Consider the following 20,216-nt stretch of genomic DNA (forward strand, 5'->3'; position numbering starts at 1 on the left):
GCGGAGCCGATTTAATAGGTAGATGGCGAGCGGCGAAATGGCGCAATGAACGACCTGCTCACCCTGGCGCTGCTGGTGGTGCTGGTGATCGCAGGTTCGGCCCTGTGCTCTGGAGTTGAGGCTGCCCTGCTCACCGTGAACCCGGTGCGGGTGCATGAACTCGCCGCCCGCAGCAAGCCCGTGCGCGGCGCACGGCGCCTGGAGCAGCTGCGCCAGCGGCTGGGCCGCACCCTGTCGGTGCTGGTGATCGCCAACAACGGCTTCAACATTTTTGGCAGTCTGATGCTGGGCGGCTATGCCGCAATAGTTTTCAAACGGGAGGGCATCGAGGGAATCGCCCTGCCCCTGTTTTCCGTGGGGCTCACCGTGCTGGTGATCCTGCTTGGGGAAATCCTGCCCAAGGCCCTCGGCAGCCGCCTAGCCCTGCCGGTGGCCCTGGCCAGCGCCCCTGCCTTGGCAATCCTGACCAGGCTGATGCTGCCCCTAGTGCTGCTGCTGGAGCGCCTGCTGCCGGCGATAACTGCCGAGAACGAGATCAGCACCGACGAAGAAGAGATTCGTCTACTGGCCCGGCTGGGCTCCCAGAAGGGCCAAATCGAGGCTGATGAAGCGGCCATGATCGCCAAGGTGTTCCAGCTCAACGACCTCACCGCCCGCGATCTGATGACACCCCGGGTGGCAGCTCCCACCCTCGATGGGGCGACCAGCCTGGAGCAGTTGCGCGAAGACCTACTGGCGAACAACGCCGAGTGGTGGGTGGTGCTGGGCGAAGAGGTGGATGAGGTGCTGGGCGTGGCCGGCCGGGAGCGACTTTTGGCAGCCCTGCTCCAAGGCGAAGGCAATCGCACTGCCGCTTCCCTAAGCGAGCCGGTCGATTACGTGCCGGAAATGATCCGGGCCGACCGGTTGCTCACCGGCTTCCGCCGCAACAGCAGTGGCGTTCGCGTCGTGGTGGATGAATTCGGCGGCTTCGTGGGCGTGATTGGCGCTGAGTCGGTGCTGGCGGTGCTGGCGGGCTGGTGGCGCCGTCCCCAACCGGCGGGCGAAGGGATGCGGCCATGAGGCCCGAACCTTGCGCCAAACCGTGCCCCGATCAGGCGCCCGCCATCCCGGAGCGCTGCCAATCCCTGCTCGACCAGTGGCGCCGCCAGCTCCAGCTCAGTGGCCGCGAGCAAAGCCAGCTGGCCGGCCAGCTGCTGGCCCTGGATCGCCAGCTAGGGCGCCTGCAGCAGCGCAGTCTGCGGGTGGCCGTGTTCGGCCGAGTGGGGGTGGGCAAATCGAGCCTGCTCAACGCCTTGCTGGGGGAGGCGGCTTTCGCCACCGACGTGGCCCACGGCTGCACCCGCCACCAGCAGGCCCAGTCCTGGGCGCAACCCATGGCGGGACTCAGCCGGGTGGAGCTGGTGGACACCCCAGGCATCGATGAGATCGCCGCCGCCGCCAGGGCCCGACTGGCGGCCCGAGTAGCCCTCGGCTCAGATCTGGTGCTGCTGGTGCTAGATGGCGACCTCACCAGCGTCGAGCACGACGCCCTGGCGCCACTGCTGGCCAGCGGCAAGCCGGTACTGCTGGTTCTCAACCGCTGCGACTGCTGGAGCGAGGCCGAGCAGGCCGAGCTGATCGCCAGCATCAAGCGGCGGCTGCCGGCAGCGGCCCGGCACCTGGAGCTGATCCCGGTGGCCGCCGCGCCACGCCAACCCCAGCTGCTGGCCGATGGCCGGGTGCGCAGCGTTGTTCAAGCTCCGCAGGTGGAGCCGCTGCGGCAGTCCCTGCTGCAACTGCTGGAGCAACACGGCTGCCTGTTACTTGCCCTTAATGCCCTGGGCAGCGCGGAGCGCTTTCACCAGTCCCTGCAACGTTGGCGCCTGGGGACCAGCCGCCAGGCCGCCCAAAGCCTGATCGGCCGCTTCGCCGCCCTCAAGGCCACCGGCGTGGCCGCCAACCCCCTGGTGCTGCTGGATCTAGCCGGCGGCCTGGCCTGCGACACCGCCCTGGTGCTGCAGCTCTGCCAGCTCTACGGCCTGCCAATGCATGGCGCCGGCGCCCGCCAGCTGCTGCGGCGGCTCTCCGGCCACAACGCCCTGCTGGGCGGCGCCCAGATCGGCATCCAGCTAGCCCTGGGCGCCCTACGCCAACTGCTGCTGCTGGCGGCACCGCTCACCGGCGGCCTCAGCCTCGCTCCAGCCGCCCCGGTAGCCCTGGCCCAGGCAGCCCTGGCCGTGCACACCACCCGGCTCACCGGCCGGCTCGCCGCCGCCGAACTGCTGCGGAGCGCCCAGCGAGGCGGCCAACCTGGAGCCCTGCTGCGACGACTGGCTATCAGCGATCCCCAGGTGCGCCTCTGGCTAGGCGAGCGAAGCGAGCCCGCCCCCAACCTGCAGGCCCTGCTGCCATGAGCAACGGGGTTGTCAAAGCCGCAGAGGGGCCGGTCGCCCTGTTTGGCACCAGCGCCGACCCGCCGACCCGCGGCCACCAGGCCCTGTTGGAGGGCCTGGTGCAGCTCTATCCCCAGGTCGCCACCTGGGCCAGCGACAACCCGCAAAAACACCACGGTGCCCCCCTGGAGCAACGGGCCATCCTGCTGGGCGAGCTGGTGGCAGCCATCGACGATCCGAGGCTGAGCCACCGGCAGGAGCTCAGCAGCCCCTGGGCGATCACCACCCTGGAGCAGGCAGCGGCCCACTGGCCTGGCAGCGAGCTGGTGTTTGTGGTGGGCAGTGATCTGACTGCCCAGATCCCCAGCTGGAAACAGGCCGAAGCCGTGCTGAAAGCTTGCGTGCTGGCAATCGCCCCCCGGGCCGGCTGGCCCCTGCAGCCCAAACAACTGGAGCAGCTCACCCAGCTGGGGGGCCGAGTGGTGATCCTGCCCCTGCAGGTTCCCGCCACCGCCAGCTCGGCGCTGCGCCAAACCCCCGACCCCGCCCAGCTGCCTGCGGCCCTGTTGCCGCTGCTGCTCGAGCAAAATCTCTACGGCCTAGCGGGCGATCCGAGCCTCAGCCAGCCCCTCAAACACCCCTGATGCGCCTCGCCCTGGCCCAACTAAATCCGCTAGTTGGCGACCTGGCGGGCAACGGCGAGCTGATCCTGGCGGCCAGCCGTCAGGCCGCCGCCCAGGGGGCCGATCTGGTGCTCACCCCCGAGCTTTCCCTTTGGGGCTACCCCCCGCGCGACCTGCTGCTGCGCCCCAGCCTGATCGCTAAGCAAGGCGCCGTGCTCAACCAGCTGGCCGCGTCCCTAGCCCAAGAGCTACCCCAGCTGGCCGTGCTGGTGGGCATGGCCGAACCATCAGGCGCCGCGCCGTTGCCCAACCTGTTCAACGCGGTGGCGTTAGTGGAGGCCGGCGGCTGGCGCGTGGTGGCCCGCAAGCGGCTGCTACCCACCTACGACGTCTTCGACGAGCAGCGCTACTTCTGCGCCGCCACCGCGCCCAGCGTGCTGGAGCTTAAGCGGGGCGGCCGGACCTGGCGCCTGGGGCTAACGATCTGCGAAGACCTCTGGGTTGAGGAGGAGCTGCAGGGCCACCGCCTGGCTGGTGCCGATCCCGTCGCCGAGCTGCTCTCAAGCCGCATCGACCTGCTGCTCAACCTCTCGGCATCACCGTTTGGCCAGGCCAAAGTGGCCCTGCGTCAGAGCCTGGCCCGCCGCGCCGCCAGCCGGCTCGCTTGCCCTGTGGTCTACGTCAATCAGGTGGGCGGCAACGACGAGCTGGTCTTCGACGGCGCCAGCTTCGTAGTGGATGCCAGCTTCGTAGTGGATGCCAGCAGCGTGGTCGATGCAGGCAGCGCAGTGGTGAGCCAGCTGGCCAGTTGTAAGGAGCAGGTGAGCTGCTGGGAAGTCAACGGCCCAGCGCCAGCGACATCTTTGCCACCTTCATCTTTGCCAGTGGCACCTTTGCCTACTGAAAACGAGCAGTTGTTTCGGGCCCTGGTGCTGGGCGTGGCCGACTACGCCCGCAAATGCGGCTTCAGCAGCGCCCTGCTGGGCCTGAGTGGCGGCATCGATTCGGCCCTGGTGGCCGTAATCGCCGCCGCTGCCCTGGGGGGTGAGCGGGTGCAGGTTCTGATGATGCCCTCCCCCTGGAGTTCGGCAGGCTCCCTAAACGATGCCCAGGCCCTGGCTGGGCGCCTGGGCCTGGGCAGCCGCACCGCTGAGATTGCAGCGCTGATGGCCAGCTTCGACACCACCCTGACACCGGTGCTGGCGGGCCCACCCAGCGGCCTGAGCGCCGAAAATCTGCAGTCGCGCATCCGCGGCACCCTGCTGATGGCTGTGGCCAACCAGCAGGGCCAGCTGCTGCTCTCCACCGGCAACAAAAGCGAGCTGGCCGTTGGTTATTGCACCCTCTACGGCGACATGAACGGCGGCCTGGCCGTGATCGGCGACCTCTACAAAACCAGCGTGTTCGAGCTCTGCGCCTGGCTCGATTCGGCCGCCGCCGGCCCCTGCCGGCGTGAGCTGGGGCTGCCAGGCGACGGCGAGCTGGTGGGGCGGGCGATCCGCGATAAACCCCCCAGCGCCGAACTGCGCCCCGACCAGCTCGATAGCGATTCCCTGCCCGACTACGCCGTGCTCGACCCGATCTTGAAGGCCTACATCGAGGAATTGGCCAGTCCGGAGCAACTGATCGCCAGCGGTACCCCAGCGGAGCTGGCCGAACGGGTGATGCAGCTGCTGCGCCGGGCCGAGTTCAAGCGGCGCCAGGCCCCACCCCTGCTCAAGATCGGTGGCCGGGCCTTCGGCAGCGGCTGGCGCATGCCGATCGCCGCCCGCTGAATCGTGCATGGCGCCGATCGCCAGCCGCAGCCAACCTGGAACCACAAACGGCAGCACATCCATGGCACCCCCCAGCTCCAGCGGCGCCAGCCTGACGGCCCCGATGGCAAGCATCGGCGTGCCCGCAGAGATCAAGCGCGATGAACAGCGCGTAGCCCTCACCCCTGACGGGGTGGCCGATCTGGTGAACCAGGGCATGGAGGTGCGCATCCAGGCGGGAGCTGGTTTAGGGGCTGGCTTCAGCGATGCCGCCTTCGCCGCCGCCGGGGCCCGGCTGGTGAGCGCCGCAGAAGCCTGGGGCGCCCATTTGGTGGTGAAGGTCAAGGAGCCCCAGCCCGAGGAATTCGGCTTTCTGCGCTCCGATCTGGTGCTGTTCACCTACCTGCACCTGGCCGCCTACCCGGAGGTGGGCCGGGCCCTGCTGGAGGCTGGCACCACTGCCGTGGCCTACGAAACCGTGCAGCTCGAAGACGGCAGCCTGCCCCTGCTGGCGCCGATGAGCGAAATCGCCGGTCGGCTGGCAGCCCAGGTGGGGGCCCATCTGCTGGAGCGCCCCCACGGCGGTCGCGGCATCCTGATGGGGGGCTGCACCGGGGTGCGGCCAGCGCGGGTGGTGGTGCTGGGGGCGGGCAGTGTGGGCTGGAATGCGGCCCGGATCGCCGCCGCCATGGATGCGGAAGTATTCCTGCTGGATCGCTCGCCCGAGCGGCTGCGCAGCCTCGAGGCCCACCGCCGCGGCCGCCTGGTGAGCCTGGTGAGCAGTAGCAGCCTGATCGAGCGCCTGGTGCCGGGTGCCGATCTACTCATTGGTGCCGTGCTCACCGCCGGGGGCCGGGCCCCCACCCTGGTGGAGGAGGCGCTGGTGCGGCAGATGCAACCCGGATCCGTGGTGGTGGATGTGGCGATCGACCAGGGGGGCTGCATTGCCACCAGCCGCGAAACCAGCCACACCGATCCGGTGCACACGCTCCACGGCGTGCAGCACTATGCCGTCGGCAACATGCCAGGGGCCGTGCCCTTCACCTCCACCGAAGCGCTGGTGAGTGTCACCCTGCCGTACATCCTGGTGATGGCGGGGCGGGGCCTGGTCGAAGCAGTCACCGACCGAGCCGAACTACTCTCCGGTCTCAACACAGTGCATGGGGCGGTATGCCATCCCGGCGTTGCCCGGGCCCTGGATGTGACACCCCGCCACCCGATGGCCTGTCTGCGCTGACACGGCTTGCACTGAGCCGGCTTGCACTGAGCCGGCTTGAGCCGATGAAACAAGGGTCAGTCCAGTTCCAGCGCCTCCAGGTAGAGCCAGCCACCTTCGAGGCTGTTGCCCGCCCGCCCGAACAGCGAGCATTCCCGCATCACACCCCTCTGACCGGCAGCGTCGTAGTGGGCCTCAAAAGTCACCGTGCCGCTGAGGTCGTGCGGGCCGCCGGCCGTAACGGCCAGGATCTGTAGCCGCTGCCAGTGGAGCTGGCCGAGGCTGGCCGCCAGCTCCCGGCACCGGCGCGCCAGGGGCACCGGGGAGGGCTGGGTCTGCAGCAGGTACTCCACCTCCCCCAGGGCATAGGCGCTGTAGCGCGAGCGCATCAGCTGCTCGGCCGTGGCCGCCTGGCGTTCGCCGCGGTGCAGCGGCGCGCAGCAGCTGGAGTAGAGAAAGCCACCACAGGGGCAGGGGTTCTGCATGGATTCAGGCTGACCCAGCCAGCGGGCGGGTCAGGGCCGCCGGATCGATCCCCTCGCGCAGGGCCAGCACCAGCCCGGCGGCTTCGGCGTAGGAGCTGGCCGGGATCGCCGCCAGCCCCAGCGCCTCGGCGGTCACCTCCAGCAGGCAGGGATTGGCGACGCTGATCAGGGGGATGCCCCGCTCGGCACAGGCCAGCACCGCCGCTCCGCCCAGGGCACCGGCGGGGGCCACCACCGCGCCCAGCTGCGCGGCGTGCAGCAGCGGAGCCGTTCCGCGCGTTGCTGAGTCCACCAGGGGCAGCAGATCCGGCGCCCGGCTCAGTCCCACCAGCACGCAGGGCAGAAAGGTGTGACCCAGCTCTTCGGCCGCGGCGCGGGGATCTAGCGCTGGATCGAGAGGCAGGGGCAGCAGCGCCGGGGCATGGGCACAGGGAATCCCCAGATGGCGCACCAGCAGGTGGCTGATCACCGCTTCGGCGCCCGCCAGGGCATCGACGCCGGAGCCGGCCCGGTAGGCCGCCAGGGCTTCGCTTTCGGGATCCTCAGGGAAGCGGGCCACCACGGCGATGGCCGTCGCACCGGCCGCCACCAGCTGCTCGCCAGCGCGCAGCAGGACATCGGGGCGTTCGATCGTGCCCCAGCTGCTGCCGCTGGCCCCCTGCTGCAGAATCACCCCCAGGGGCAGCTCGCTGCTCAGCACCGGCCCGATCGGCAGGCCGAGGCTGGCCCGGCAGGCGTCGATCACCTGGCGGTGGCGTAGGGCCAGCTCCGGCTCGATGCCGGCATCGAGCAAAACGCCCACCCGCTGCGACGCCCGCGGCGCCAGGGCCAGCTCGCCGGCTGCGAAGCGATCCAGGGCCCAGCCCTCCACGTAGTGGATGCGGGAATCGCTCCAGTACAAGGAGGCCCCATTCATCACGTTGGGATGGGTGATCAGGCAGCCACTGGCGGCCGCCAGCAAGCGGGCGGCGGGCAGGCCATCGCCCGCATAACCACCCAGTTCACATCCAATCCCGGTGGGAATCACCAGCAAGGTGGGCAGAGGCAGGCTCGCCGTCATGCCAGCACCACCGCTTCAAGCGTCAGCAATGGGCAAGATCCACCCAGACCTGGCTCCACCGCGGTGATCGCCCAGCGCAGCGGTTGGCCGTGCGGAGCCAACGCGGCCTCGATCTGGGCCAACAATGGCCCTGGAGTGCGGCGGAACTGCAGTGTTACGGGCTGCAGGCGCAGCACCGCAGCACTCATTTCTGGTATTGACCGAACTGGGCTTCGTAGAGGGCGTCCTCCATCCCCGCTTGGAGCTTTAGATCAGCCAGGGGAAAGGAAACGCAGAGCAGGGCATAGCCCTTTAGTTGCAGGTCTGTCTTGACCCCCATGGCATCGGGCTGCTGAACGCTGCCCTCACTGATCAGAGCCGCGCAAGTGGTGCAGACCCCTGAACAGCAGGAACTGGGCAAGGGGACCCCAGCGGCCTCGGCTGCAGACAGCACGGTTTGGTCGCTGCGGCAAGGGAAGGTGTGTTGGGTGCCTTGAAACTCGGCGGTGATTGTGAAGGTCTGGGTTTCGGTCACAGGATGGTGCCGGAGTGGGCAGCTAAAAGCCATTGTTCCAGTCCGCCCGCGCCAGCCGCGGCGATCAAAGCTCCTGCCACTGGCTTGGGTGGGGAGCCAGGTATTCCGGTGGCGAGGAGCTATCCCTAGCCACGGGGGCTGTTAGGGCGAAATCGATGCTGAGGGAGCAGCGCAAATCATCTGGGTCCTCGTTGGGCAACACCGCATGATCGAGGCAGCTGGGAAACAGCAGCAGCAGTCCTGCCTGGGGAGCCACATCCAGCCAAGGTGCGCTCCAAGGCGATGCAGCCAACGGACCTTCGTGGCCAACGGCCATCCCAGGCACCAGCTCATTCACCTGCCGCTGCGGCCACAGGCGCAGACAGCCACTGCGGCCGCTGCCATCACCGTTGAAGTAGTAGATGGCACTGAGGTGAGCGTTGGGGTGATGGTGGCGGCCTACCACCTGACCCTCCTCACTAAGCACGGGCCAGCAGCGCTGCAGGTGCAAGGCGACTCGGCTGAGATCGAAACCCAATTGCTGCAAAAAAGCTTCTGCATGGCCTGTCAATACAGCAATCAGTGGCGCAAAGGCCGCCTGACGCTGCAACTGCCAAACACCATTAAGGTCTCCAGTCCAGGCGCAGCCAGGATCGGGGTTGGAGCTGGCTTGGGCCCGCAACTCGTGCAGGGCCTGAAGTTGCAGTGCCGTATCCAAAGGATCAGGCGAGAGCTGCACCCTGCCAAGAGCCACCGGAAACAGAGGCTCGATCTGCAAACCAGCCCCCAGGCTCAGGACATACCGGCAGAACCACCAACCACTTCCAGAATTTCCTGGGTAATGGCGGCCTGGCGAGCCTTGTTGTAGTCGAGCGTGAGGCTCTTAGCGAGAGCCTTGGCGTTATCACTGGCGTTGTTCATTGCCGTCATCCGACTGGCCAACTCAGAAGCTGCGGCCTCCTGCAGAGAACGCAGAAGCTGGTTTTCCAAATAAAGGGGCAGCAGGGCATTGAGCAACTGATCAGGGCTCTGATCAAAGACAATGTCGGAGGGCAGCTTGGGCTGCAAGTTGGCAGCCGTGCCCACTTCAACTCCCAGCCGACCTTCCCGGGTAGTGAGACGGAAGATCTCGTCCTCAGGGATAGCAATGCCCTGGGGATCCAGGGGCAGCAGGGTCTGGATTACGGGCTTGGAGCTCACCAAGTTGATGAACTTGGTGAAGATGATCTCGACACGGTCGGTGCTGCCGGAGAGAAACTCCGCCAGCACTTCGTTGGCGATACCCATCGCTTCACTGGCCTTGGGCACCTGGTCAAGACCGGTAAAGGTGGCGCGAATCGTGTACTGGTTAGCACGATTCTGGAAGTAGGTGATCGCCTTACGACCGATCAAGACCAGATCCACCTTGTAGCCCTGGCCAACCAATTCAGCAGTGCGCAGTTCGGTGCGCTTGATGATGTTGGCGTTGTAGCCACCGCACAATCCCCGATCACCGGTAACGGCAAGCAGAGTGATGGTGGCAACCTCGCGCTGCTCGAGCAGAGGAGCGTCGGCATCTTCAAAACGCATGCGTGACTGGAGATTTTCCAGCACGCGGGCGAGCCTGTCAGCAAAAGGACGGCTGCGCAGCACCTGCTCCTGAGCGCGGCGAACCTTGGCGGCTGCCACTAGGCGCATGGCCTCAGTGATCTTGCGAGTGTTCTTGACCGAACCAATCCGGTCGCGGATATCTTTGAGGTTTGCCATTAGTTATGCCCCTCCTCAAACGGAGGCGAGCATGGTCGACTTCACCTCGTTGATGGCATCCTTGAGCATGGCTTCAGCTTCGTCGCTGAGCTGCTTCTCGGTCTGCACCTTGGAGATGAACTCGGCCTTATTGCTCTTGAGGTATTCGCGCAGCTCGCGGCAGAACTGCACCACAGACTCCACAGGAACTTCGTCGATCAGGCCCTTGACGCCGGCATAAACCACAGCCACCTGCTCCGCAAGGATTAGGGGGCTGAACTGGGGCTGCTTGAGAATCTCGCGCAGACGCTTACCCCTGCCGAGCTGCTGCTGGGTTGCGGCATCGAGGTCGGAGGCGAACTGGGAGAAGGCAGCTAGTTCATCGAACTGGGCCAGCTCGAGCTTCAAGGTACCGGCAATCTTCTTGATCGCCTTGGTCTGGGCAGCGCCGCCCACCCGACTCACGGAAATACCAACGTTGATGGCGGGGCGTAGACCAGAGTTGAACAGGTCGGAGCTCAGGAACACCTGGCCATCGGTGATCGAGATCACGTTGGTGGGGATGTAGGCAGATACGTCACCGGCTTGAGTTTCGATAATCGGCAGTGCGGTCATCGAGCCCTTGCCCATGGCATCGCTGAGCTTGGCGGCACGCTCAAGCAAACGGCTGTGGCAATAAAAGACGTCGCCGGGATACGCCTCACGACCGGGGGGGCGACGCAGCAGCAGGGACATCTGGCGATAGGCCTGGGCCTGCTTGGTGAGGTCGTCGTAAATCACCAAGGTGGCCTTGCCCTTGTACATGAACGATTCGGCCAGCGCCGCACCGGTGTAGGGAGCCAGGTATTGAAGGGCTGCAGCCTCGGAGGCACTCGCAGCTACCACAATGGTGTAATCGAGGGCTCCCTTCTCCCGCAGCACTTCAACCACGTTGGCTACGGATGCGGCCTTCTGACCAATGGCCACATAAACGCAGACGACGTCTTCGCCCTTCTGGTTAATGATCGTGTCGATGGCGATAGCGGTTTTGCCCGTCTGACGGTCGCCAATAATCAGCTCGCGCTGGCCCCGGCCGATCGGAATCATGGCGTCGATGGCGGTGATGCCCGTTTGCATGGGCTCGTGCACCGACTTGCGCTGGATGATGCCAGGCGCCATCGATTCGATTAGGCGAGTTTCGGTAGTGGCGATGTCACCCTTGCCGTCGATGGGCTGGCCCAGCGAATTGACAACCCGACCAAGCATGGCGTCGCCTACGGGCACGGCGGCGATCTTGCCGGTTGCCTTGACGGTGCTGCCCTCCTGGATGCCGCGACCTTCGCCCATCAACACCACGCCGACGTTGTCGTCTTCGAGGTTGAGGGCGATGCCTTCGGTGCCGTCCTCGAACTGCACCAGTTCACCGGCCATCACCTGCTGCAAGCCATACACGCGGGCGATGCCATCGCCGATCTGCAGCACGGTGCCAACGTTGCTGACCGAAACCGACTTGTCGTAGTCCTCAATCTGCTGCTTGAGGATGGCGCTGATCTCGTCGGGGCGGATGGAAACCATGGGAGGAAGTCCCCACAGGGGGGCTAATGGAGGGGAAGACGGGGAAGCGGGGAGAGGGCTAACGGACCAAGAAGGTTCCGGAAGATTGGGCGGCCAGGTGAGCTAGCTCACCTGGGCCAGCGCCAGTCCGAGGCGGCGCACCTGACCAGACAGGCTGGCGTCAATGACTTGGGAGCCCATGCTGACGATGAAGCCTCCTATCAAGGAGGGGTCAACCACGAGGTCGAACTCCACCGATTTAGAACCTGCAATCGCTTGAACTTTGCTGTTGAGCTCAGCCTGCTGCTCCTCGCTGAGGGCAGCAGCAGAAGTCACCTTGGCCAAAGTGATATTGCGCAGCTCCCGATAAAGTTCCAAGAAACGCATCAAAACAGCCTCCATCATGGGCAGGCGCTGGCGATCGGCCAAGAGCTTGAGCAGGTTTTGCACCGCAGGGGTGACCTGATCGTCGAAAAGCTTTGCCAAAGCAGCCTTCTTGGCTTCGGCTTCAAGCACGGGCGACGCCAGAGCAGCTCTGAGCTCGGGACTTGAAGTCAATACGGCCAGAAGGGATTTTGCCTGTTCGGCAACAGCGTCAGTCTCATTACGAGATTCAGCTACCTGCAGCAACGCTTCGGCGTAGGGAGTAGCAATCGAGTTGAGGAGTGGCATCAGGCTTTACCCAGGGTTGAAATGGACTGATCGATCAGTCGGGCCTGGGCATCTGCATTGAGCTTGCCGGGAAGGGTGGCAAGTGCTTGGGCGATAGCCCGATTGGCGGCTTCGCGGCGCAACTGGTCGGTGACGCGGGCTGCTTCGGCATTCAAGTCGGCCATAGCTCCCTGCTTAAGGCGAGCCATTTCATCGATCGTGCGCTTTTCGCTTTCCAGACGCAAGGATTGGGCACGGGCCAAACCATCAGCGCGAATCTGCTCAGCCTTTTGTTGGGCAGCCGCCAAATCCTGCTGAGCTTGAGCTAACGAAGAAGTTGCTGCGAGAAGACGCTGCTCAGCATCTTGCAAGTCGTTAAGGATGGCTGCACGACGGCGCTCCAGGATGCTGCCGAGAAAACCTGGCAAAAACTTCCAAAGGCCGGCGATCACAATCGCCAAGTTGATGATGTTGGTCTCAAACGGATTGAGGTTGAAACCAAATCCACCGTGACTTGCTAGCAAGGTGGGGAGCAGGAAAGTCATGAGGCAGCCAGCAAGCGGGTCACGATCAGATCACCGAGCTTGTCGGCGTCTTTATTAAGCCGGTCCATCGCCTGATCTCGCTGAGAATCAATCTCACGGCGGGCCTGCTCCCGGGAAGCATTGGCATCGGCAGTAGCCGCGGCAAGGGCGTCGCGGTAGAGACGATCCATCTCCTGCTCGGCCTCGAGGATCAGCTTTTGGGACTGCTGACGCGCGTCCTTGAGCTGTTCCTTGAGATCTGCTTCTAGCCGCTCGGCTTGAGCCAGCTTCTGCTTGGCGTCGGCGCGGCTGGTGGAGATAAAGCTCTCACGCTCCTCCACGGCCCGTCCTACGGGGCGGAAGAACAGCGAATTCAGAATGAAAGTGAGGAGAACAACCTGAACCGCCATCAGCGGCAGGGTGGCATCGAGGTCAAAAAGACCTCCCTCAGGGACACCTGCTTCGGCGAGCAGAAGCCAGCTGGTCATTTGGGCGAGGGCGCTGGAACGATCGGTCGGGATTGAGGTTTGTGAGCCTGGGAGGGCAGGAGCAACAAGCCCCCGCCCTCCTTCCACTCACAACAACGCTCAACCAGCGAAGGGGTTGGCAAACAACAGCACCAGTGCGACCACAAGGCCGTAGATGGTGAGCGCTTCCATGAAGGCCAGGGAGAGCAGCAAGGTGCCGCGAATCTTGCCTTCGGCTTCAGGCTGACGTGCAATGCCTTCAACGGCGCCGCCAGCTGCGGTGCCCTGACCGATGCCGGGGCCGATGGCACCGAGGCCTACAGCCAGACCAGCGGCCAGAACAGACGCAGCGGAGGTGATGGAATCCATGGTGGAGTGGGGGATTGGGGTCGCGGTTGTGGCGCGTTATGGACCGGGAATAAAACCCTGCGCTGAGGACATCCTTTCAAGGATGGGCCCGGGATGCTGCCGGACCTGCGCGAGGGAGATTTAGCAGATCGCCGGAGCGGAGCTGCTGGTGAAGAGCTACTAGTGGTGCTCTTCGTGCACTGCCTCGCCGATGTAATAGGCAGCGAGGGTGGCAAAAATCAGAGCCTGAATAGCACTGGTGAAAAGACCCAGGAACATTGCAGGCAGGGGCACAATCAATGGCACCAAAAATGCCAGAACTGCAACCACCAGTTCATCCGCCAAGATGTTGCCAAAAAGACGGAAGGAAAGGGAAAGGGGCTTGGTGAAATCTTCAACGATCTTGAATGGAAGCATGATCGGTGTCGGCTCCACGTAGTACTCGAAGTACCTCAGACCCTTACGGCTCAAGCCGGCATAGAAGTAGGCAAGGGATACCAACAAAGCCAAGGCAATGGTTGTGTTGATATCAGCCGTTGGTGCACCAAGCTCGCCACTAGGCAGGTGGATCAGCTTCCAGGGCACCAGAGCTCCGCCCCAGTTACTGACAAAGATGAACAGGAACAGGGTGCCGATGAAGGGCATCCAATCGCGGTAAGCCTTCTCACCAATCTGTTCACGGGAGAGATCGCGGATGTAATCCCAGAGGAACTCCAGCAGGTTCTGGGTGCCTCGGGGATCACGCTCCAGCTTGCGGGTGCCAACCACTACAAGGGCAAGCAAGGCACCGATAACCACCCAGGAGCTCAGGAAGACCTGGCCGTGAATCTTGAGGTTGCCAAGTTGCCAGTAGAGGTGTTTACCAACCTCCAGTTCAGCAAAGGGGAGAAGGAGAGGCATCGGAGCCAGCGAAGGGGAGTTCGGGGTCGCCAGGGCGACGGAACGGAAACGGGATCAGGTGTCGAAGACTGCCTGAAGGATCACGGCCGGCTTGTAGAGCAGAAAGCCCAAAAGAGCCGGCAGGATCGAAAGTTGGGGGGTCCGGGCTGCGATCAGCACCAGGACGACCGGCACCAGCAGCTGAACCTTGCTAACCCGCCGGGCATTTTCTCCCAGCTTGGTGACACTGCGGCTGAGCAGCCACAGGTAAAGAAGGCCAGCTAGAGCACCCACCAACAGGCTTGAAGCCGTGGAGATGGAGCCAAAAACGGCTGTTCCTGCCACCGCCACTGCCGAAAGCAGCAAGGTTGCTAGCAAAAGCCGGCGTTGGAGCCGGAAATAACCATCCATGCCATTGCTGACATCGGCGGTTAGCGCTGGCAGGGTTGATGCACCGGTGGCATCATCCAACTGCTCGACCGCTTCACCAGCCTGAACTGCCGTTGAAACGGTGGGTTCAGGGTCGGGAAGTAGGGGGCAGGGGAGAGATACCGACAAGCGCGCTCAAATCCCTGAAAAGGCGCGCGGAATCTATCACGGTGCTGATCCCCGACCCCTCAGAGCACCGGCAGCAAAACCCTCTGCTTCAGCAGTTGGCGAGCCACGGCAATCCGTTGCGCCGCAGGCCAATCCAATGGAAGCTGGCCGATCGCCACACCCGGCGCGCTCTCAATGGCAGCCATCAAAATGAGTCCCTCCTCGCTGACGTCAAGGGGCATTAGGTCTGGCCCCATCAAGCGGGTGGCTGGCCAACCCCAAAGGCAGCGGTTGGTTTCACCCCCCGCTGCCAGCAGAACTTCGTCGTCGCCCCAATCGGGTGCCCTCACCGCACCATGGCTGAGAAAAAATTCGAAATGGCTGATATCGGGATCAAGCTCCTCCACCAGGCTCCACTGCTCAAGCTGACTGAGGCCCTGGGCCCGCTCCAGCAGCTCACCACTCAGCAAGCGCGCGGGCGACCACACCTCCGGATTGGAAAACCCGGCAAACTCCAAACCCGCTGAGGTGACAAAAGCCAGCAGACGCTCGAGGTTGTAGCTGGTCTCTTGGGGGTGCAGATACATATCCGCGAAATTGGCATCGGCTGCCGTGTCGACGATCCAGCGCCGCTCGTGATGCTGTCGCAGTCGGTTCCCCTCAGGCAACTCAGCCAGCAGCTGGCGACCCAGCCGTAGCCCCTCCTCTCCTGAGCCGACGGCCAGCCGTGCCAAGGCCCGCTGGGTGCGGTGAATTTCCCAGCGGCCGCCATCCGCATACAAAAAAAGATGCAGTAGCCCGCCCGGCCGCAGCAATCCAGCCAGTGCCTGCAAACCTGCCTCTGGCTCACGCAGGTGGTGCAGAACGCCGACGGAATTGATGTAGTCGAAGGGTCCCTCGCCAGCCAGATCCAGCAGGCTGCGCTGTTCGATACGCAACTCGCGCACCGCTTTTGCCGCACCTGAACGACGGATGCGCTCCCGTGCGACCTCAAGGGCTCCGGCGCTGATATCCACTGCCATCACCGCAGCACCTGGATTGAGGTGGCAGAGGTAGTCGGTGCTGACGCCGGTGCCGCAGCCGGCGTCGAGAATCCGCCAAGGGCGTTCACCCTGGTCGGGTCGCGGCGGCAGGGCTCCAGTAGCAGCAGCCCAGGCGCTATCGACGCACCAGCGCCAGTTGTATCCAGGGGGTGGGCCGTCTTGGAGGGGGTCTCCCGGGTAGGGGAAACGGTCGTAAAAAGCGCTCACCATCGGCGTGGCGGCATCACTGGCGGGCAAGGACGGATCAGCGGCAACCGGCTGAGCTTTTCACGCCCAGCGGCCACTAGAACGAGTCAATTGGCATCAGCAAGCCAGCGAAGCTGCAAACATTTGTTCATGGCTGGGCAAAGGCCCGGAGGGCCCGCCGTAACGTGGCCCAGCCCGGTTCGCTCTCGTCAATGACCGTGACCGCCAGCAGCGGCAGCACCAGGGTTTCACCCCAGCGCTACGACACCCTGCCGCTCTCCAGCGTCCGTCAGGCGGAGCAACAGGATCGCTTCCCTGACGGCGGGGAGCTTGAAACCCTGGTGGCGTTTTTCCAGAGTGGCCAGCAGCGCTTAGAAGCTGCACGCCGCATCTCGGAAAACGCTGATTTCATCGTGGCCAAGGCTGCCAACCGGATCTTCTCCGGCGGCACGCCCCTCTCCTACCTAGATGCTCCCTTGAGCGTCGTCAGCGGTGGAGCCAGCGACGCCACCCCTCTGGCCGCTGACCAGGCCGCCTTCCAGCGCTCGGTGCAGACCTTCGCCCAGGGCACTGGCGACTCCGGCGGCAACCTGATCACTCGCTTACTTGAAAGCTCAGGTGGCGACGCCGACGTGAGGGTTGTGCTGCCCACCGGCTTCAGCCCGATCGCAATAGGCCGATACGGCACCGATCGGATGCGCAAGTCGCTGCGCGACATGGGCTGGTTCCTCCGCTATGTGGGCTACGCCCTGGTGGCAGGAGACCCGAGCATCCTGGCCGTAAACACCCGCGGCCTGCGCGATCTACTGGAGAAGGCCTGCTCCCTGGCGGCGACCAATGTGGCTCTGCAGGAAATGCGTGCCGCAGCCGCCGGCCTCTGCAAAGACAATCCCCAGGCCCGCCAGCTGGTGATCCAGTACTTCAACGTGCTGCTCGCCGAACTGCAGGTGGCCACACCAAGCACCCGGCAGCGCCTCGGCAGCCCTGAAAGTCAGGGCCTGCAGCTGCCTGCTATCTATGCCCTAGCCGCAGACGGCAAGCAGCGCTTCATCATGCGGCCGCGCCTAAGTGGTGCCCAAAAGGCCGAAGTGATTCGAGCCGCCTACCGACAGGTTTTCGAACGGGACATCGCCAAGGCCTACAGCCAGACGCCCTGCCCAGTTGAGGCCACCCAGGTGCGCCAGGGCCAGCTGTCGATGAGGGAATTCATCCGCTCCCTCGGCCACAGCAAGGAATACCGCCAGCAGTTTTTTGGCCGCTTCTCCAATAGCCGGGCGGTTGAGCTGGCCTTCCGCCACTTCCTCGGTCGCGGCATCAGCTCCCGCGAGGAATTCACCCGCTATTTCGACATCGTCAGCGTCCAAGGCTTGAATGGCCTAGTGGATTCCCTGATCAACACCCTGGAATACGCGCGGGTGTTCGGCGAGGAAACCGTGCCCTACCTGAGGGATCTCGGTGAAGAAGCCCAGGAGAGTGCCGGCTGGGGATCAAATCGCAAGCTTTTCCGCTTCAGCGCTCCCTTTGAAGGCGCACCCCAATACGTCACCCTCTACGCCTCCTATCGCCAACCCTTCGCCGATCAGCACGTCTACGGCGGCGGCAACGACCCCCTGGCCCTCAACTACGGCGCGATTTTCCCTTCTGGCACCGCCTCAGTGGCAACCCGGCCAGCGCCCTACGGCTACGACAGCCGCCGCATCCTGATCGGCAATGGCCTGGCCCAGCCTGGCCAGATGGACAGCGTCCAGTTCCGCAAGGCCACTCCTCGCCGAGTGGGCCCCAAGGTCGTACGCCTCCAGCAGATTGCTACCGGCGGCAGCTCCGTGCCCCGCCGTGGCGGCCAACCCAGCATCCGTGGCACTGAAGCCAGCACCCAGGCCGTTATTAATGCGGTCTATGTGCAAGTTTTAGGCACTGCTGGCTATGCCGGAGAGCGCAATAAAGTTGAGGAAATCAAGCTCGAGAACGGCGATATCAGCCTGCGGGAGTTCATCCGCCAGGTAGCCCGTTCCAAGGCCTTCCGCCGCCGTTATTGGACCGGCCTTTACATCACCAAGGCCATCGAGGTGATGCATCGCCGGCTGCTAGGTCGCCCAACCTTCGGGAGATGGGAAATCGATGCCTACTTCGATACCGCAGCACGCACTGGCTTCTATGGGGTAGTCGATGGGATTCTCAACAGCAGCGAATACAACGAAACCTACGGCGAAGACACAGTCCCCTACGAGCGTTTTGTCACTGCTAATGATCGAAATGCGCGTAAGGTGCCCGGCCTAAACCGCCCCTTCGACGCCTCTGCCTATGCCAATGAATTTGCCCAGGACAAACGTCCAAATGTGCCCGTTGATCAGACCATACGCACTACCGGGGATATAACCAATCGAAATCTGTCGGCCCGTCGGCAGATGGTAGTGGGGAGCTGGACAGCCCAGACCGTAGGGGGCGAAACAATGAAGGCTGCTCAACCCCAAGACAACTTCATCGCGGGGCCGGGCAGCATCCGCCAAGCACCTGCGCCGAGTCGCCGCTGGAAGTAGCCCCCTAAGTCCAGCAACGCCTCAACCGCATGCCAACCCTGCGCCTGCGCACTGCTTCATCGACTTCGAGCCTCCCGGAGACACTTCGGGGGGTTTTTATGATCAAAATAACAATTGTCGCAAAAGTTGAGCCGCAAGCCGAAACAAGTGGAGCGATTAACGAAGCAAAATGATGAATAATTGCTGCGCCAAGTCGCTATTAACAATATCGCCCAAAGCCATTGCGCCGCAGCGGGTTTTCCGAGCACAAACGCCATGAAGAACTGTTACCGCCACGGGAGCAGCGAGGGGCTTTGCCGCAGAATGATTTGGCGATCGGCGCAAGTCGATCCTTTCCCTTACCCACCGGATATCGGTCTCCGTCAAGGCGGCCGCTTGTTTCGAGGCAGAACTGCATGAGCATCGTCTCCAACTCGATCATCAACGCGGACGCGGAAGCCCGCTATCTCAGCCCTGGCGAACTCGACCAGATCAAGTCCTTCGTGGGCGCTGGTCAACGTCGTATTCGCGTCGCCCAGGTTCTCGGAGAAAGCCGCGAGCGCATCGTCAAGACCGCTGGTGGCGCCCTGTTCCAGCGGCGTCCCGACGTGATTTCCCCCGGCGGCAACGCCTACGGCGAGGAGATGACCGCTTCGTGTCTCCGCGACATGGACTACTACCTGCGCTTGGTGACCTACGGGATCATCGCCGGCGATGTGACCCCCATTGAAGAGGTTGGCATCATCGGAGCCAAGGAGATGTATCGCTCCCTCGGCACTCCCCTCGATGCCATGGCTGAGTCCGTGCGGGAAATGAAGAACGCCGCCATGGGCCTACTCACCGGCTCTGACGCTGAAGAAGCCGGTTTCTACTTCGACTACGTCATTGGCGCCCTCTCCTGAGGCAGCGTTCTTTTACTACTCCCCGCCACCACAGCTGGATTCATGCAAGACGCGATCACAAACGTCATTAATCAGGCCGACGTTCAGGGCCTGTACCTAGACGACTCCGCCATGGGCCGCCTGGAGCAGTACTTCACCAGTGGTGAACTGCGCGTCCGCGCCGCTGCCACCATCAGCGCCAATGGTTCGGCCATCATCAGAGAGGCCGTAGCCAAGTCGCTGCTGTATTCGGATATCACCCGTCCGGGCGGCAACATGTACACCACCCGTCGCTATGCAGCCTGCATCCGCGATCTGGACTACTACCTGCGCTACGCCACCTACGCCATGCTGGCTGGCGACACCTCCATCCTCGATGAGCGGGTCTTGAATGGTCTCAAGGAGACCTACAACTCCCTGGGTGTACCCATTGGTGCAACCGTTCAATCCATCCAGGCCATGAAAGAAACCACCGCTGCCTTGGTGGGTCCTGATGCCGGCCGTGAAATGGCTGTCTATTTCGACTACATCTGCTCCGGCCTGGGCAACTGATCCCTGCCATCGGCACACCCGAGGATCATCTCCATGCGTCTGTTCAAGATCACGGCTTGCATTCCTTGCCCGGAAAAGAGCCGCTCCCAGCGTGAGCTTCAAAACACCTATTTCACCAAATGGGTGCCCTACGACAGCTGGTTCGCTGAGCAGCAGCGGATCATGAAGCAGGGCGGCAAGATCCTCAAAGTGGAACTAGCCACTGGGCGTCGCCAACAGAACGTCGGCAACTGATATTCAGTACCTTTCGTTTCTCCCCAAGCTCGGCAGATGCCGGGCTTTTTTATTGTTTGACTCTGGTTGCCAGGGGTCGACAACACCCCCCCGGGCACGGCTCAATGGGTTGACGATGGCCCTACCTCTGCCAC

Annotated in this window: 22 protein-coding genes and 1 pseudogene; 9 read left to right on the plus strand and 14 right to left on the minus strand. The window is 63.7% G+C overall.

Annotated elements, in window-relative coordinates; all coding sequences use genetic code 11:
• Nucleotides 1-45: 45 nt before the first annotated feature.
• The 5 genes from KBY75_RS03000 to ald all read left to right on the plus strand — a co-directional run bounded on the left by KBY75_RS03000 (nt 46) and on the right by ald (nt 5,989).
• Nucleotides 46-1,062 carry a CNNM domain-containing protein gene (locus KBY75_RS03000; protein ID WP_255022902.1) on the plus strand — a complete coding sequence of 339 codons (1,017 nt, stop codon included), beginning with the start codon at nt 46-48 and terminating at the stop codon, nt 1,060-1,062.
• Nucleotides 1,059-2,396 (plus strand): GTP-binding protein, encoded by a 1,338-nt coding sequence (locus tag KBY75_RS03005; protein WP_255022903.1) that lies wholly within the window; start codon nt 1,059-1,061, stop codon nt 2,394-2,396. The genes KBY75_RS03000 and KBY75_RS03005 overlap by 4 nt, the downstream gene beginning before the upstream one ends.
• A complete protein-coding gene (locus tag KBY75_RS03010; RefSeq protein ID WP_255022904.1) occupies nt 2,393-3,019 on the plus strand; it encodes a nicotinate-nucleotide adenylyltransferase in 627 nt (208 codons plus the stop codon). The genes KBY75_RS03005 and KBY75_RS03010 overlap by 4 nt, the downstream gene beginning before the upstream one ends.
• Nucleotides 3,019-4,773, plus strand: a complete 1,755-nt coding sequence (locus KBY75_RS03015) for an NAD+ synthase (protein ID WP_255022905.1) — start codon at nt 3,019-3,021, stop codon at nt 4,771-4,773. Before KBY75_RS03010 ends, KBY75_RS03015 begins: the two co-directional genes overlap by 1 nt.
• A 103-nt stretch (nt 4,774-4,876) precedes the next feature.
• Nucleotides 4,877-5,989 (plus strand): alanine dehydrogenase, encoded by a 1,113-nt coding sequence (gene ald, locus KBY75_RS03020; protein WP_255023017.1) that lies wholly within the window; start codon nt 4,877-4,879, stop codon nt 5,987-5,989.
• Nucleotides 5,990-6,045: 56 nt separating this feature from the next.
• On the opposite strand, the gene KBY75_RS03025 is transcribed toward ald, so the two are convergent.
• The 14 genes from KBY75_RS03025 to KBY75_RS03090 all read right to left on the minus strand — a co-directional run bounded on the left by KBY75_RS03025 (nt 6,046) and on the right by KBY75_RS03090 (nt 15,923).
• Nucleotides 6,046-6,453: a YchJ family protein gene (locus KBY75_RS03025; protein ID WP_255022906.1), complete on the minus strand. Its 408-nt coding sequence runs from the start codon at nt 6,451-6,453 to the stop codon at nt 6,046-6,048.
• A 4-nt stretch (nt 6,454-6,457) separates the two neighbouring features.
• A complete protein-coding gene (locus KBY75_RS03030; RefSeq protein WP_255022907.1) occupies nt 6,458-7,513 on the minus strand; it encodes a DUF3326 domain-containing protein in 1,056 nt (351 codons plus the stop codon).
• Nucleotides 7,510-7,701, minus strand: coding sequence for a hypothetical protein (locus tag KBY75_RS03035; RefSeq protein WP_254937421.1), 192 nt, complete (start codon nt 7,699-7,701; stop codon nt 7,510-7,512). The genes KBY75_RS03030 and KBY75_RS03035 overlap by 4 nt, the downstream gene beginning before the upstream one ends.
• Nucleotides 7,698-8,060 carry a 2Fe-2S iron-sulfur cluster-binding protein gene (locus KBY75_RS03040; RefSeq protein WP_261347181.1) on the minus strand — a complete coding sequence of 121 codons (363 nt, stop codon included), beginning with the start codon at nt 8,058-8,060 and terminating at the stop codon, nt 7,698-7,700. Before KBY75_RS03040 ends, KBY75_RS03035 begins: the two co-directional genes overlap by 4 nt.
• Nucleotides 8,061-8,091: 31 nt before the next feature.
• Nucleotides 8,092-8,784 carry a TIGR02466 family protein gene (locus KBY75_RS03045; protein WP_255022909.1) on the minus strand — a complete coding sequence of 231 codons (693 nt, stop codon included), beginning with the start codon at nt 8,782-8,784 and terminating at the stop codon, nt 8,092-8,094.
• A 14-nt stretch (nt 8,785-8,798) separates the two neighbouring features.
• Nucleotides 8,799-9,752 carry a F0F1 ATP synthase subunit gamma gene (locus KBY75_RS03050; RefSeq protein ID WP_254937418.1) on the minus strand — a complete coding sequence of 318 codons (954 nt, stop codon included), beginning with the start codon at nt 9,750-9,752 and terminating at the stop codon, nt 8,799-8,801.
• A gap of 15 nt (nt 9,753-9,767) precedes the next feature.
• On the minus strand, nt 9,768-11,285 hold the full coding sequence (gene atpA / locus KBY75_RS03055) for a F0F1 ATP synthase subunit alpha (protein ID WP_254937417.1): 1,518 nt from the start codon (nt 11,283-11,285) through the stop codon (nt 9,768-9,770).
• A gap of 102 nt (nt 11,286-11,387) precedes the next feature.
• Entirely contained in the window at nt 11,388-11,936 is a 549-nt protein-coding gene (gene atpH / locus KBY75_RS03060) for an ATP synthase F1 subunit delta (protein WP_255022910.1), read from the minus strand.
• Nucleotides 11,936-12,460 (minus strand): F0F1 ATP synthase subunit B, encoded by a 525-nt coding sequence (locus tag KBY75_RS03065; protein WP_254937415.1) that lies wholly within the window; start codon nt 12,458-12,460, stop codon nt 11,936-11,938. Before KBY75_RS03065 ends, atpH begins: the two co-directional genes overlap by 1 nt.
• Nucleotides 12,457-12,927 carry a F0F1 ATP synthase subunit B' gene (locus KBY75_RS03070; protein WP_254937414.1) on the minus strand — a complete coding sequence of 157 codons (471 nt, stop codon included), beginning with the start codon at nt 12,925-12,927 and terminating at the stop codon, nt 12,457-12,459. The genes KBY75_RS03065 and KBY75_RS03070 overlap by 4 nt, the downstream gene beginning before the upstream one ends.
• Nucleotides 12,928-13,026: 99 nt before the next feature.
• Entirely contained in the window at nt 13,027-13,275 is a 249-nt protein-coding gene (atpE, locus tag KBY75_RS03075; RefSeq protein WP_106502337.1) for an ATP synthase F0 subunit C, read from the minus strand.
• 159 nt (nt 13,276-13,434) lie between these two features.
• Entirely contained in the window at nt 13,435-14,154 is a 720-nt protein-coding gene (gene atpB / locus KBY75_RS03080) for a F0F1 ATP synthase subunit A (protein WP_396093617.1), read from the minus strand.
• A gap of 54 nt (nt 14,155-14,208) precedes the next feature.
• Entirely contained in the window at nt 14,209-14,691 is a 483-nt protein-coding gene (locus KBY75_RS03085) for an ATP synthase subunit I (RefSeq protein ID WP_254937413.1), read from the minus strand.
• Nucleotides 14,692-14,750: 59 nt separating this feature from the next.
• Nucleotides 14,751-15,923, minus strand: a complete 1,173-nt coding sequence (locus KBY75_RS03090) for a class I SAM-dependent methyltransferase (protein WP_255023018.1) — start codon at nt 15,921-15,923, stop codon at nt 14,751-14,753.
• A 188-nt stretch (nt 15,924-16,111) separates the two neighbouring features.
• Here KBY75_RS03090 and KBY75_RS03095 point away from each other — a divergent pair.
• The 4 genes and pseudogenes from KBY75_RS03095 to KBY75_RS03110 form a co-directional block, all read left to right on the plus strand.
• Nucleotides 16,112-18,433 (plus strand): annotated as a pseudogene (locus tag KBY75_RS03095) (phycobilisome rod-core linker polypeptide); the annotation flags it as partial.
• Between the two features lie 398 nt (nt 18,434-18,831).
• On the plus strand, nt 18,832-19,317 hold the full coding sequence (locus KBY75_RS03100) for an allophycocyanin (protein WP_106502340.1): 486 nt from the start codon (nt 18,832-18,834) through the stop codon (nt 19,315-19,317).
• A gap of 42 nt (nt 19,318-19,359) precedes the next feature.
• A complete protein-coding gene (apcB, locus tag KBY75_RS03105; RefSeq protein ID WP_255022911.1) occupies nt 19,360-19,848 on the plus strand; it encodes an allophycocyanin subunit beta in 489 nt (162 codons plus the stop codon).
• Between the two features lie 33 nt (nt 19,849-19,881).
• Complete coding sequence (locus tag KBY75_RS03110; protein WP_254937411.1) at nt 19,882-20,082, plus strand: phycobilisome linker polypeptide; 201 nt, start codon at nt 19,882-19,884, stop codon at nt 20,080-20,082.
• Nucleotides 20,083-20,216: the final 134 nt, after the last annotated feature.

Source organism: Cyanobium sp. T1G-Tous, from assembly GCF_024345455.1.
GTDB lineage: Bacteria > Cyanobacteriota > Cyanobacteriia > PCC-6307 > Cyanobiaceae > Cyanobium_A.